This is a genomic window from Brevibacterium senegalense (genome assembly GCF_000285835.1).
GTDB classification, from domain to species: Bacteria; Actinomycetota; Actinomycetes; order Actinomycetales; family Brevibacteriaceae; genus Brevibacterium; species Brevibacterium senegalense.
This window is the reverse complement of record NZ_HE978600.1, coordinates 131941-144689: the sequence shown is the minus strand read 5'-3', so window position 1 is coordinate 144689 and position 12749 is coordinate 131941. Positions and strand designations below refer to the sequence as shown.

The window sequence follows — 12749 nt, the reverse complement described above, 5'->3', positions numbered from 1 at the left end:
CGTGACACCCGACCTGTGTCTCCCGCCCTGTGACAGCCGACACCGTGTGACGCAGGCGTCCCACCGGAGAGTTCGCGTTGTGCACCGCGAAGTGCGATGCTGGTGCGCGTGAAGTCCTGGTCATCCCCTCAGATCCCCGACGTGGCCGGAAAGGGCAAGCGCCCCACCGTCTTCTGCTCGTCGCATCGCGGTCCGGCGGACACGCCCCGCAAGCTCAAGCAGGCGCGGCTCTACGTCTGCGGCATCACGCCGTACGACGCGACGCACCTGGGCCACGCCGCCACCTACGTCGCCTTCGACGTCCTGCAGCGCGTCTGGCGCGATGCCGGCGTGGACGTCACGTACGTGCAGAACATCACGGACATCGACGATCCGCTGCTGGAGCGCGCGGACGCGACCGGCGTCGACTGGCGCGAGCTCGCGGACTCGCAGGTCGACCTGTTCCGATCGGACATGGAGCACCTGCGGGTCATCCCGCCGGATTCCTACATCGGCGCCGTCGAATCGATCCCGCAGATCGTCGACGCCGTCACGACGCTGCTGGACCGCGGTGCCGCCTACACCCTGGACAGCGGGGACGTGTACTACCGCGTGAGCACGCGCATCGAGCCGCCCTTCGGCTCGACCTCGCACCTGGACCGGGCGGAGATGCTGGGCCTCTTCGCCCAGCGCGGCGGCGACCCGGACACCCCCGGCAAGAAGGATCCGCTCGATCCCCTCCTCTGGCGCGCGGAGCGGGCGGGGGAGCCGGCGTGGGACGGCGGCCGCCTGGGCCGGGGACGTCCCGGCTGGCACATCGAGTGCGCCGTCATCGCGCGCGACCACGCGGGCTTCCCCCTCACGGTGCAGGGCGGCGGCAGCGACCTCGTCTTCCCGCACCACGAGATGTGCGCGGCCCATGCGACCGCCCTGACCGGCGAGACCTTCGCGAAGGCCTACATGCACGTGGGCATGGTGGGCTACCAGGGCGAGAAGATGTCGAAGTCCAAGGGCAACCTCGTCCTCGTCTCGAAGCTCGTCGAGCAGGGCGAGGACCCGATGGCGATCCGCGCCATCCTGCTGAGCCACCACTACCGCAGCGACTGGATGTACACGGAGGGGCTGCTGGCGGAGGCCCGCACGCGGCTGGCCCACTGGCGCCGCGCGGCGACCTCGACCACGGATCCGGCCGCGGCGGAGGAGCTCCTCCAGGACATCCGCGGCAATCTCGTCGACGACCTCGACACGCCGGCGATCCTCGACGACCTGGACGAATGGGCGGAGTCCGTGGGCGAGGCCGGCGGCACGGCGGAGGCGACGGCTCTCATCGTCGACGCCGTCGACGCGCTGCTGGGCATCACCCTGCGCTGACACCGCCCGCAGTGGCGGACCTCGACGACGGCGGGTGCTCTCTAGCGCCCGCCGTCGTCGTTCCTGCGGTGCAGGTACCGCTCGAACTCCGCGGCGATCGCGTCGCCGCTGGCCTCGGGGAGGTCCGCGGCGTCCGTCATGCTCTCGAGCCGGTGGATGTATGCGGCGAGGTCGTCGTCCGCGGTGACCGCGGCCTCGGCGTCCGCCTCCCAGTCCCGGGTCGCGTCGACCAGCCCGCCCTGGTCCAGGACCAGACCGGTGAGCTCCTCGAACGCGGTGAGCAGGGCCAGGTGCGCCTTGGGGGAGGGGGCGCCCGCCAGGTACCCGGGCACCGCCGCCCAGAGGGAGACGGGGTCGTGCCCGGCCGCGGACAGCTCGTGGGCGATGACCCCGATGATCCCGGTGGGCCCCTCGTACTCGCTGCGGACGGCGTTCGCGGCGGGCACCCGATCGGGCCGCTCCGCCGTGACGGTGATGGGGATCGGCCGCGAGTGCACGGTGTCCGCCAGCAGCGCGCCCACGAGCACGACGACGTCGCCCGGCTCGACCCGCTCGACGATGAGCGAGGCGAACCGCTGCCACAGGAACGCGGGCTCGTCGCCCACGATGACCTCGAGGGGGATGTCCGTGCCCGCGACGGTGCCCGTGTGCACGCGGGTGCCCGGCCAGTCGATGCGCGACGTGCCGTCCGCGCGACGGGAGACGGACGGCCGGTGCGTCTGGAAGTCGTAGAACTCCTCGCCGCCGATCATCCCCGCATGCGTCAGGTCCATCTGGTCGATGAGGTCCTTCGCGAACGCCGAGGCCGCGTCCGCCGCGTCGTTCCACCCCTCGAACGCGAGGACGAGGAGGCGGGATCCGGGAGCGGGCAGGTGGTCCATGCCTCCCAGACTACGCGTCTCGCGCGGTGCGTGCCGGTTAGGCTGGGGGCATGAGCACCCCCTCCTCCCTCAGCTACGCCGCGGTCCTCTGGGACATGGACGGCACCCTCGTCGACACGGAGCCGTACTGGATGGCCGCGGAGATCGAGCTCATGGGCCGGTACGGCCTCCACTGGGACGAGCGACTGGGCGAGCTCATGGTGGGCAACACCCTGCTGCGCAGCGCGGAGATCCTCCGCGAGCACGGCCTGCCGCTGCCGGCGGAGGAGATCGTCGAGATCCTGCTGGACGGGGTCGTCGCCCGGGTCCGCGAGCACGTGCCGTTCCGACCCGGCGCGCTCGCGCTGCTGGCAGACCTGCGGGCCGCAGGCGTCCCGTGCGCCCTCGTGACGATGTCGTACCGCAGGCTCGCCGAGGCCGTCGTCGCCGCGTGCGAGCCCGGCACCTTCGTGTCCCTCGTCACGGGCGACGAGGTGTCCCACGGCAAGCCGCACCCGGAGCCGTATCTCGTGGGCGCGCAGACGGTGGGGCAGTCCCCGGACCGGTGCGTGGCCCTCGAGGACTCCCTGCCGGGGCTGCGCTCCGCCGTGGCCGCGGGCACCCGCGCCGTGGGCATCCCGCACATCGTCGGCCTGCCGGAGACGGTCGGGGCGGTCCTCGTCGACTCGCTCGAGGGGATGACGGCCGCGGGACTCGACACCCTGACGGCGGAGCTGCTCAGCGCCCCGCGATCGCGGTGATCTGCGGTGTGGGCGGGGGAGTACCGCCCCACGCGGGGCAGATCGGCTTGAAGTGGCACCAGCCGCACAGCGGGGTGCGGCGCGGCCGCCACTCGTCGTTCTCCGCGGCGCGGGCGATCTGCTCCCACAGCTGGAGGATCTCCGTCTCCGTCCGCTCGATGTCCGCCGCGGTGGGCCGCTTCGTGACCGTCGAGCGGCTGCCCAGGTAGAACAGCTGGAGCGTGTGGACGAGCTCCCGCCGGCTCAGCCAGTGGACGAGCGCGTAGAACCGCATCTGGAAGTCCGCCTCGCCCGAGTACTGCGGTTTGGGCTGCTTGCCCGTCTTGTAGTCGACGAGGCGCACCTGCCCGCCCGGCGCGATGTCCGTGCGGTCGACGAAGCCGCGGAGCGTGAGGCCGTTGTCCAACCGCGCCTGCACGAACTCCTCGCGGGCCGCCGGCTCCAGGTTCTCCGGCAGCTCGAGGGTGAAATAGGCCTCGAGCAGGGTGCGGGCCTGCTCCTGCAGTCGGGCGAGGGCGTCCGGACCGGGGAACAGCTCCGCGACCGTGTCCGGGTCCTTCTCCCGCAGCGCGTCCAGTGCCGGACCGATCCCGGCGACCGCGGTCTCGATCGTGCGCTCCGGCGCGACGGCGTCGAAGAGGTCCTCGAGCACCGCGTGGACGAGCGTGCCCCGGAACGCCGCCTCCGACGGCGGTTCCGGCAGCCGGTCGATGCTGCGCAGACGGAACTTGAGCGGGCACTGCACGAAGTCGTTCGCGCGCGAGGGGGACAGAGCGAGCAGTTCGGCCATGCGGCAACCGTACCCGTACGATGGTCCGGTGCCTGAACCCACCGCTTCCGCAGACGCTCCTGCGCCCGCAGCGTCCGGCGGGCTCCGTCTGGGCACCGTGCTGGGCGCCCCCGTCCTGCTCGCCTGGTCGTGGTTCATCGCCGCCGGCGTCATCACGCTCCTCTTCGCGCCGTGGATCTCGCGCGTGCGCCCGGACCTGGGCCCGGCCGGCTACGTCATCGGCTTCATCTTCGCCGTCGTCCTCTTCGGCTCCGTCTTCCTCCACGAGCTGGCGCACGCCGTCGCGGGCCGCCTCGCCGGCTACCGCGTCGCCGCCGTCGAACTGAACATCTGGGGCGGCTTCACCCGCTTCGAGCCGCGCGAGCAGGCCGACTCCCCGCGGTCGGCGTGGACGAGCTTCACGATCTCCGTCGTGGGGCCGGTCGTGAACCTCGTGCTGGGCGGCGCCGGCTGGCTCGTCCTGGACGGACTGGAGCGGGGGAGCGTCGCCTGGCTCCTGCTGTTCGGGTTCTCGCTCGCCAATCTGGCCCTGGGGGCGATCAATCTGCTGCCCGGCATCCCGCTGGACGGCGGGTGGGCGCTGCAGGCCGTCTTCTGGCGCATCACCGGCAGCCCCTTCCTGGGGACGATCCTCGCCGCCTGGGCCGGCCGCCTCATCGCCCTGGGCTTCGTCGCGTGGGCGGTGCTCCAGCCGCTGCTGACCGGCGGCACCCCGGATCTCGTCACCGTCATGTGGACGACCGCGATCGCCGTCATGATCTGGGTCTCGGCCGCGGACGCCGCGAAGAACGCCCGCCGCGCACGACGCGTCGAGACGTACGACATGCGCCGCGTCATCCAGCCCGCGATCGCCGCGTCGTGGCGATCGCCGCTGGACGAGGCGCTCGAGTACGTCGACCCGCAGACCGGTCGCAGCCCCCTCGTCGTCGTCCTCGACGACACGGGGCTGCCGCACGGGCTCCTCGACCGCCGGTCCGCGCAGCGGGCCGCACCGGGCACGGAGGTGAACGAGCACATCCGACCGCTGGGCTCCTGGATCGGTGCGCCCGCGGACATCACGGCCCCCCACCTGCTCGAATCGCTCACGCACCGCCCGCGAGCCACGCACTGCCTCGTCCTCGACGGCGAGACGCTCGTGGGTCTCATCGACCTGCCGGAGTTCTTCGACGAGCTGCTGGCCCACTGACCGCCGGAGCCCGTGCTCGGTCTAGAGTGGAGACGATGAACACGTCCTCGAACCCCACCGGCGCACGGATGCAGCGCGGGCCGCTGCGCCCCGGCGACAAGGTGCAGCTCACCGACCCCCGCGGCCGCCTCAACACGATCGTGCTGACCCCCGGCGACCGCTTCCACACGCACCGCGGCTGGATCGAGCACGACGATCTGCTGGGCGGGCCCGAGGGCGTGACGGTCCACAGCAGCGAGGGCATCGCCCACCAGGCGCTGCGACCCGCCTACGAGGACTTCGTCCTCTCGATGCCGCGCGGTGCGGCCGTCGTCTACCCCAAGGACGCCGCCCTCATCACGACCCTGGGCGACGTGTTCCCCGGTGCCACCGTCGTCGAGGCCGGAGTGGGCTCCGGCGCCCTCACGCTCGCGCTCCTGCGGGCGGTGGGCGACGCCGGGCGCGTCCACTCCTTCGAGCGCCGCGAGGAGTTCGCGCAGATCGCCGCGGGCAACGTCGAGGACTTCTTCGGCGCACCCCACCCGGCCTGGACCTGCTCAGTGGGCGACCTCGCGGAGACGCTGCCGCACACGCTGGAGCCCGGGGAGGCCGACCGCGTCGTCCTCGACATGCTCGCACCGTGGGAGTGCGTCGACGTCGCCGCGAACGTGCTGACCGGCGGCGGGATGCTCATCGTCTACGTCGCGACCGCCTCCCAGCTGTCGCGGACCGCCGAGGCCGTGCGCACCTCGCAGAGGTTCGCCGAGCCCCGCGCGCTCGAGTCGATGGTCCGCGACTGGCACCTCGAGGGCCTGGCCGTCCGCCCCTCCCACCGGATGATCGGCCACACCGGCTTCCTCCTGTTCGCCCGCAGGCTCCACGACGGCCAGTCGCCGCTCGAGCGGTCGCGCCGCCCCCAGGGCAGCACCCCCAGCGAGGAGGACCTCGAGCAGTGGTTCGAACCGGAGATCACGGAGCACGCCATCGGTCAGCGCACCGCACCCGCGAAGCGGCTCCGGAAGCTGGGCCGGCAGGCCGGGTCGCGGGCGAGGATCGCAGAGGAGTACGCACAGGACGAGGATGCATCGGATGACGACTGAGCCCACCGCGGAGATCACGACGCTGCGGCGCGAGAACTCCATGATGCGCCAGCAGCTCGTGGCCGCCGGCAAGCGGAACGAGAACCTCACGGCGACCCTGCGGGGCGCCCGTGACGAGCTCACCCGGGTGCGGACGGAGATCGCCGCGCTGTCGGAGCCGCCCAACACGTACGGCACGGTGCTGCGCCCGCCACAGAGCGGGGGCGAGGGGCGCACGGTCGACGTGCTGGCCTCGGGCCGCCGCATGCGCCTGGCCGTCGCCCCGGACGTGGGAGACGCGGTGCTGGTGCCGGGGGCGGACGTCCGCCTGTCCGAGGGACTCGTCGTCATCGACGCGGCCGCCCCCAGCGGCGTGGGCGACGTGGCCCCGGTGCGCGAGGTCATGCCCGACGGCGACCGCATCATCATCGGGGGCCCCAACGACGACGAGATGGTCTGCCGGCTGGGGACCGACCTGCGCGCCCGCGGCGTGCGGGTGGGCGACCACGTGCTCGTCGACCGGCGCACGCAGTTCGCGACCGAGGTCGTGGAGAAGCCCGAGGTCCAGACTCTCCTGCTCGAGGAGGTCCCGGACATCTCGTACGCGGACGTGGGCGGCCTCGCGGCCCAGATCGACCAGATCCAGGACGCCGTCGAGATGCCGTTCGAGAACCCGGAGCTGTTCGAGGAGCACGAGCTCAAGCCGCCCAAGGGCATCCTGCTCTACGGCCCGCCCGGCTGCGGCAAGACGCTCATCGCGAAGGCGGTCGCGAACTCGCTGTCGGCCCGGCGCGCGGATCCGTCCGCCACGAGCTACTTCATCAACGTCAAGGGCCCCGAGCTGCTGGACAAGTACGTGGGCGAGACGGAGCGCCAGCTGCGGATCATCTTCGCCCGGGCCCGCGAGAAGGCGACCGCCGGCTCGCCCGTCGTCGTCTTCTTCGACGAGATGGAGTCGCTCTTCCGCACGCGCGGCACCGGCAAGTCCTCCGACGTGGAGACGACGATCGTCCCCCAGCTGCTCGCGGAGATCGACGGCGTCGAGTCGCTGGAGAACGTCATCGTCATCGGCGCCTCCAACCGCGAGGACCTCATCGACCCCGCGATCCTCCGCCCGGGCCGCCTGGACGTGAAGATCCGGATCGAGCGTCCGAACGAGGACGCCGCCCGCGACATCTTCTCGAAGTACGTGACGGCGCGGCTGCCGCTGCACCCGACGCTCGCGGAGGAGGGCGTCGAGGCGCTCATCGACCGCTGCGTGCAGCGGATGTACGCCCGCTCCCGCGACAACGAGTTCGTCGAGGTCACGTACGCGGACGGCCGGCGCGAGGTCCTCTTCTTCTCCGACTTCTCCTCCGGTGCGATGATCCACAACGTCGTCGACCGGGCGAAGAAGCACGCGATCAAGTCCGTGCTCTCCGGTGAGGGCCGCGGCATCCGGTGGGAGCACTTCGACCGGGCGATCGCGGAGGAGTTCGAGGAGCACGAGGACCTGCCCAACACGACGAACCCGGACGAGTGGGCGCGCATCAGCGGCCGCCGCGGCGAGCGGATCACCCACCTGCGCCTCATCCGGACGGGCGAGCAGACCCCCGTGTGACGAGGACTCGTGTGTGACGAGGTCGGACGTCCGATCAGCGTGCGCCGCGGCCCACGGCCGCGGACGCGATGAGTCGCCAGCCCACGAGCGTCACGAAGTTGAGGCCCGCCGCGACGATGAGGAAGGGCTCTGCGACGGAGACCCCGCCGATCGCGCGCAGCACCAGCCCCACGAGGACGGTGATCGCCCAGATCCCGGTCCCGGTGGTGAGCGGGGCCAGCGGCTTCTGCCACACGCGGGTCAGCACCCACGCGACGGCCAGGGACGCGAGGAACGGCCACGCGGTCTGCAGCAGGGCCGCCGGGTCCAGGCTCCGGTAGTGCTGGACGTGCCCCACGATGACGAACGCGACGACCAGCACGAGGTCGACGGCCAGGGCGAGGACGAGATGAGATGATTTCTTCGAAGCCACGCCTCGATTGTAGGAGGAGCATGTCCCAGCAGGTCCCCCCGGTGAGTGCGGTGCGCGTCATGGGCGCGGAGACGGAGTTCGGCATCAGCGAGCCAGGTCGTCCCGGCGCCAACCCGATGCGCGACTCCGCCCGGGTCGTCGACGCGTACGCCGCTCCGCGCGGTCTGCGGTCCGCCCAGAGCTTCTGGGACTTCAGCGCGGAGACCCCGCTGGCGGACGCCCGCGGCTTCCTCATGCACGAGTCGGACGCGCATGTGAGCCAGCTCACCCACCTGCCGGACGCGATGCCGGACGCGCAGTACCTGGCGAACGTCGTGCTGGCCAACGGCGCCAGGCTCTACGTCGACCACGCCCACCCGGAGTACTCGTCGCCGGAGGTCCGCACACCCCGCGACGTGCTCGTGTGGGACCGGGCGGGCGATCGGGTGGCGGAGGAGTGCGTGCGCTCCCTCGCGTCCACCGCGGAGCCGGTCAACCTCTACAAGAACAACACGGACTCGAAGGGGTCCTCGTACGGCGCGCACGAGAACTACCTCGTCCGTCGCGACGTCGACTTCGACCTGCTGGCGGCCGCACTCATCCCGTTCTTCACGACACGCCAGATCCTCTGCGGCGCCGGCCGGGTGGGGATCGGACGCAGCGGGGAGGTCCCCGGCTACCAGATCTCCTCGCGCGCGGACTTCTTCGAGGAGCAGATCGGCCTCGAGACGACCCTCCGCCGCCCCATCGTCAACACGCGCGACGAACCGCACGCGGACGGCACGCAGTGGCGCCGCCTGCACGTCATCATCGGCGATGCGACGCTCGCGGAGCCCGCGACACTCGTGCGCTTCGGCTCGACCGCACTGGTGCTGGGGCTCATCGAGGCGGGCCTCGCCCCGCACCTCGAGCTGGCGGACCCGGTCACCGCGCTGCAGACCGTCAGCCACGACCTCACGCTCACGGCCGCACTGCCGCTGGCGGACGGGTCTGCACTCACCGCGATCGACGTCCAGCGGCTCTACTGGGACGCCGCACAGCGGGCCGCAGGGCCGGATCCCGACCCCGCGACGGCGGAGGTGCTGGCCGAGTGGGACCGGTTCCTCACCGCGCTGGCGCGGGAGCCGCGCGAGCTGGCGGCAGACATCGACTGGGTCGCGAAGCTCGTGCTGCTCGAGGGCTACCGCACGCGCGGCGACCTCGCGTGGGACGACCCCACGCTCGCGCTCATCGACGTGCAGTACTCGGACGTGCGCCGCGAGAAGGGGCTGTTCCACCGGCTCGAGTCCGCCGGCCGGATCCGCCGTCTCACGACGGATGCGCAGGTCGAGGCCGCCGTGGACACCGCACCGCACGACACCCGCGCGTTCCTGCGCGGCGGCGTCATCGAACGGTTCGCCCCGGCGGTCGCCGCCGCGTCGTGGGACGCCGTCGTCCTCGAGCGCGCGGACGGCACGCACGTGCGCATCGGCATGCGCAGCCCCCTGGGGCACACGCGCGAGGCCGTGGGGGCCGCCCTGCACGCCGCCGGGAGCGCGGACGATCTCATCGAGCGGCTCCGGGCGGACCACGCGGGGCCGGCCTCACTAGACTGAGGCACACCGCAGACAGTCGGAGGAGAGGCAACACGATGACGAGCAGCAGCGAGCAGGCGAACCGCGACCGGAACGAGCGGCCGGAGCCGCCGGAGGACGACGCACCGGTCGTCCAGGCGCAGACGCAGATCGACACGACCGCCGTCGACTCGATCCTCGACGACATCGACAGCGTCCTCGAGTCGAACGCGGAGGAGTTCGTCCGCAACTTCGTCCAGAAGGGCGGGCAGTGACCGGCTTCGGCCCGTCGTTCCTCAGTTCGACCTCGACCTCCTTCTTCGACCTCGTGCGCGAGGCGCAGCCGGAGGCGCTGCCCGCGACCGGCGGCCTCAGCCCCGCCCTGGCGCCGGAGGGCACGACGGTGCTGGCGCTGCGGACTGCGGACGGAGTCCTCATGGCCGGTGACCGCCGGGCGACGGCCGGTCACCACATCGCCAGTCGCCGCATCGAGAAGGTCCACCGCGCGGACCGCCGCGCGGTCATCGGGATCGCCGGCACGGCGGGACTCGCCCTGGAGCTCGTGCGGCTCTTCCAGGTGGAGCTCGAGCACTACGAGAAGATCGAGGGCACACCGCTCTCCCTCGAGGGCAAGGCCACCCGGCTGGCCGCGATGCTCCGGTCCCAGCTGGGGCTCGCGATGCAGGGGCTCGCCGTCGTCCCGCTGCTGGCCGGACTGACGGACGACCCCTCCGCACCGGGACGGATCTTCAGCTTCGACGCGACCGGCGGGAAGTACGAGGAGGTCGACCACCACGCGATCGGCTCCGGCTCCGGTCCCGCCCGGTCGACCCTGCGTCGCCTCTGGCGCAAGGGCCTCACGACCGAGGACGGCATCCGCCTGGCCCTCGAGGCCCTGGGCGACGCCGCCCGTGACGACGCCGCGACCGGCGGCACGGACCTGGTGGGCGGCATCGCCCCGATCATCCGCATCGTGACCGCCGACGGCGAGCGGGAGGTGCCGCAGGAGACGGTCCTCGCGGCGGCCTCGGCGCTGGCGGTCCCGGCCCGGCGGTCGCTGCCGGGGGAGGAGGAGTCATGAGCGTCCCGTTCTACGTGAGCCCCGAGCAGCTCATGAAGGACCGGGCGGAGTTCGCCCGCAAGGGCATCGCCCGCGGGCGGCCCGTCCTCGTCCTCAGCTGCGCGGACGGGATCCTGCTGCTGGCGGAGAACCCGTCGTCGTCCCTGCACAAGATCGCGGAGATCTACGATCGGATCGGCTTTGCCGCGGTGGGGAAGTTCAACGAGTTCGAGGGCCTGCGGCAGGCGGGCGTGCGCTACGCGGACCTGCGCGGATACGCCTACGACCGCAGCGACGTGAGCGCGCGCGGCCTGGCGAACGCGTACGCGCAGACCCTGGCCGGGGTCTTCACGACCGAGCAGAAGCCCTACGAGGTCGAGCTGGTCGTCGCCGAACTGGGGGAGGAGGCGGCCGCGGACCGGCTCTTCCGCCTCTCCTTCGACGGCTCCGTCGCGCACGAGCGCGGCCACGTCGCCCTGGGCGCGGGCGCCGAGGCGATCACCCGGGCGCTGGGGGACACGGACCTCGCCGGCCTGGGACTCGAAGCGGCGCTCGCGGCGGGACTCGCGGCGATGGGCCTGGCGGATGCCCCCGCCGCCCAGCGCGAGGTCGCACTGCTGGACCGCACGACCGACTCGCCGCGCACGTTCCGTCGACTGGAGGCAGACGCATGAGGCGCATCTACGGCCTGGAGACCGAGTACGGGATCGCGTACACGGCGGACACGACCCGCCGGCTGGGACCCGAGGAGGTGGCCCGCTACCTGTTCCGTCCCGTCGTCGACTGGGGCCGGTCCTCGAACGTGTTCCTGCCCAACGGCTCGCGCCTCTACCTGGACGTGGGCTCGCACCCGGAGTACGCGACCGCGGAGTGCGACCGCCTCACCGACCTCATCGCCCAGGACGGGGCCGGCGATGCGATCCTCGCGGACCTGCTGGTCAACGCCCAGGCCGCGCTCGAGGCCGACGGCCACGACGGCCGCGCGCACCTCGTGAAGAACAACACGGACGCGCAGGGCAACTCGTACGGCAGCCACGAGAACCTGCTGGTGCGCCGGTCGATGGACTTCTCGCACCTCACCTCCGTCCTGCTGCCGTTCCTCGTGACCCGGCAGCTGCTCGTGGGCGCCGGCGCCCTCGTCCCCGCCCGCCCCACCTTCCAAGTCCCCACGGGCGAGACGAACCGGGCCGGTGCGGGATCGGCCCCGGACGCGCGCCCGCAGACCGGGGGCCGGACCTTCGGCCTGTCCGCGCGCTCGGACGTCATGTGGGAGGGGCTGTCGTCCGCGACGACCCGCTCCCGGCCCATCATCAACGCGCGCGACGAACCGCACGCGGATGCGGAGAAGTACCGCCGGCTGCACGTGATCGTGGGCGACTCCTCGATGCTGCCGGCGACGACGGAGCTCAAGGTGGGCTCCGCGATCCTCGTCCTCGACCTCATCGAGGCGGGCGTGCCCATGGGCGACCGCTCGCTGCGGCACCCCATCCGCGACATCCGGCTGGTGAGCCGCGACCTGACCGGGCGGACCCCGCTGGAGTCCGCGGACGGCCGGACGACGGACGCCCTGTCGCTCCAGCGGGTCTACCTCGAGCACGCGACCGCGCTCGTGGCCCGCGGCGACCACTCGCTGGGCGACGATGCGGTCGCCGCCCGGGTCCTCGACCGCTGGCGCCGCCTCCTCGACGCGATCGAGGCGGGCGATCCCACGCCCCTGGCCGGCGAGATCGACTGGGTCCTCAAGAAGTCGCTCATGGACCGGTACCGCGAGCGCTCCGGCTCCGACTGGGACGACCCCCGGCTCACCCGCCTGGACGTCGCCTACCACGACATCACCCCGGGATCGGGACTGCTGGGACCGCTCCGGGAGGCGGGACGCGCCGTGCCGGTCGTGACGCCCTACGAGATCGCGACGGCCCGGCACCGGCCGCCGGAGACCACCCGGGCGCAGCTGCGGGGACGCTTCGTCGAGGCCGCTCACCGAGCCCGGCGGGACTTCACGGTCGACTGGGTGCACCTGCGCCTCAACGACCAGTCCCACCGTGCGGTCGTCCTCAAGGACCCGTTCGAGCCGGTCAGCGAGCGGGCCGAGGCCCTCATCACCGCCCTGCTGGACGAGGCGCCCAGCCGCAGCGTCTAG

13 protein-coding genes are annotated in these 12749 nt (G+C 72.4%); 10 read left to right on the top strand and 3 right to left on the bottom strand.

Going from position 1 to position 12749, the window contains the following annotated elements; genetic code table 11:
- Positions 1-108: 108 nt before the first annotated feature.
- Positions 109-1350: a cysteine--1-D-myo-inosityl 2-amino-2-deoxy-alpha-D-glucopyranoside ligase gene (gene mshC, locus HGBR_RS00675; protein ID WP_026077219.1), complete on the top strand. Its 1242-nt coding sequence runs from the start codon at positions 109-111 to the stop codon at positions 1348-1350.
- Between the two features lie 41 nt (positions 1351-1391).
- Here the strand turns inward: mshC and HGBR_RS15805 are convergent, their stop codons facing one another.
- Entirely contained in the window at positions 1392-2231 is an 840-nt protein-coding gene (locus HGBR_RS15805) for a proteasome assembly chaperone family protein (protein ID WP_019157409.1), read from the bottom strand.
- Positions 2232-2281: 50 nt separating this feature from the next.
- Between HGBR_RS15805 and HGBR_RS00665 the strand changes: the two genes are divergently transcribed.
- On the top strand, positions 2282-2971 hold the full coding sequence (locus HGBR_RS00665; protein ID WP_019157408.1) for an HAD family hydrolase: 690 nt from the start codon (positions 2282-2284) through the stop codon (positions 2969-2971).
- On the opposite strand, the gene HGBR_RS00660 is transcribed toward HGBR_RS00665, so the two are convergent.
- A complete protein-coding gene (locus tag HGBR_RS00660; RefSeq protein WP_019157407.1) occupies positions 2949-3761 on the bottom strand; it encodes a RecB family exonuclease in 813 nt (270 codons plus the stop codon). The genes HGBR_RS00665 and HGBR_RS00660 overlap by 23 nt on opposite strands.
- Positions 3762-3789: 28 nt before the next feature.
- On the opposite strand from HGBR_RS00660, the gene HGBR_RS15800 reads away from it, so the two are divergent.
- From HGBR_RS15800 to arc, 3 genes are read left to right on the top strand one after another with little or no spacing between them, the layout of a single operon-like run.
- Positions 3790-4947 (top strand): site-2 protease family protein, encoded by a 1158-nt coding sequence (locus HGBR_RS15800; RefSeq protein WP_019157406.1) that lies wholly within the window; start codon positions 3790-3792, stop codon positions 4945-4947.
- 35 nt (positions 4948-4982) lie between these two features.
- Positions 4983-6026 carry a tRNA (adenine-N1)-methyltransferase gene (locus tag HGBR_RS00650; RefSeq protein ID WP_019157405.1) on the top strand — a complete coding sequence of 348 codons (1044 nt, stop codon included), beginning with the start codon at positions 4983-4985 and terminating at the stop codon, positions 6024-6026.
- On the top strand, positions 6016-7605 hold the full coding sequence (gene arc, locus HGBR_RS00645) for a proteasome ATPase (protein WP_019157404.1): 1590 nt from the start codon (positions 6016-6018) through the stop codon (positions 7603-7605). The genes HGBR_RS00650 and arc overlap by 11 nt, the downstream gene beginning before the upstream one ends.
- A gap of 34 nt (positions 7606-7639) precedes the next feature.
- Here the strand turns inward: arc and HGBR_RS00640 are convergent, their stop codons facing one another.
- Positions 7640-8017 (bottom strand): DUF3054 domain-containing protein, encoded by a 378-nt coding sequence (locus HGBR_RS00640; RefSeq protein ID WP_019157403.1) that lies wholly within the window; start codon positions 8015-8017, stop codon positions 7640-7642.
- A 20-nt stretch (positions 8018-8037) separates the two neighbouring features.
- On the opposite strand from HGBR_RS00640, the gene dop reads away from it, so the two are divergent.
- The 5 genes from dop to pafA are packed head-to-tail and all read left to right on the top strand — an operon-like array spanning position 8038 to position 12749.
- Positions 8038-9591, top strand: a complete 1554-nt coding sequence (dop, locus tag HGBR_RS00635) for a depupylase/deamidase Dop (protein WP_019157402.1) — start codon at positions 8038-8040, stop codon at positions 9589-9591.
- A 35-nt stretch (positions 9592-9626) separates the two neighbouring features.
- Positions 9627-9824, top strand: a complete 198-nt coding sequence (locus HGBR_RS00630) for a ubiquitin-like protein Pup (protein ID WP_019157401.1) — start codon at positions 9627-9629, stop codon at positions 9822-9824.
- The gene (gene prcB / locus HGBR_RS00625; protein ID WP_019157400.1) at positions 9821-10630 is read left to right on the top strand and encodes a proteasome subunit beta; all 810 of its coding nucleotides are present in this window, start codon (positions 9821-9823) and stop codon (positions 10628-10630) included. Before HGBR_RS00630 ends, prcB begins: the two co-directional genes overlap by 4 nt.
- Entirely contained in the window at positions 10627-11283 is a 657-nt protein-coding gene (gene prcA / locus HGBR_RS00620; RefSeq protein ID WP_019157399.1) for a proteasome subunit alpha, read from the top strand. The genes prcB and prcA overlap by 4 nt, the downstream gene beginning before the upstream one ends.
- Complete coding sequence (pafA, locus tag HGBR_RS00615; protein WP_019157398.1) at positions 11280-12749, top strand: Pup--protein ligase; 1470 nt, start codon at positions 11280-11282, stop codon at positions 12747-12749. The genes prcA and pafA overlap by 4 nt, the downstream gene beginning before the upstream one ends.

Coding starts and splice junctions, on each gene's coding strand:
- HGBR_RS15805 (WP_019157409.1), bottom strand. CDS start 2,231: ATGGACCACCTGCCCGCTCCCGGATCCCGCCTCCTCGTCCTCGCGTTC.
- HGBR_RS00665 (WP_019157408.1), top strand. CDS start 2,282: ATGAGCACCCCCTCCTCCCTCAGCTACGCCGCGGTCCTCTGGGACATG.
- HGBR_RS00660 (WP_019157407.1), bottom strand. CDS start 3,761: ATGGCCGAACTGCTCGCTCTGTCCCCCTCGCGCGCGAACGACTTCGTG.
- HGBR_RS00650 (WP_019157405.1), top strand. CDS start 4,983: ATGAACACGTCCTCGAACCCCACCGGCGCACGGATGCAGCGCGGGCCG.
- arc (WP_019157404.1), top strand. CDS start 6,016: ATGACGACTGAGCCCACCGCGGAGATCACGACGCTGCGGCGCGAGAAC.
- dop (WP_019157402.1), top strand. CDS start 8,038: ATGTCCCAGCAGGTCCCCCCGGTGAGTGCGGTGCGCGTCATGGGCGCG.
- HGBR_RS00630 (WP_019157401.1), top strand. CDS start 9,627: ATGACGAGCAGCAGCGAGCAGGCGAACCGCGACCGGAACGAGCGGCCG.
- prcA (WP_019157399.1), top strand. CDS start 10,627: ATGAGCGTCCCGTTCTACGTGAGCCCCGAGCAGCTCATGAAGGACCGG.
- pafA (WP_019157398.1), top strand. CDS start 11,280: ATGAGGCGCATCTACGGCCTGGAGACCGAGTACGGGATCGCGTACACG.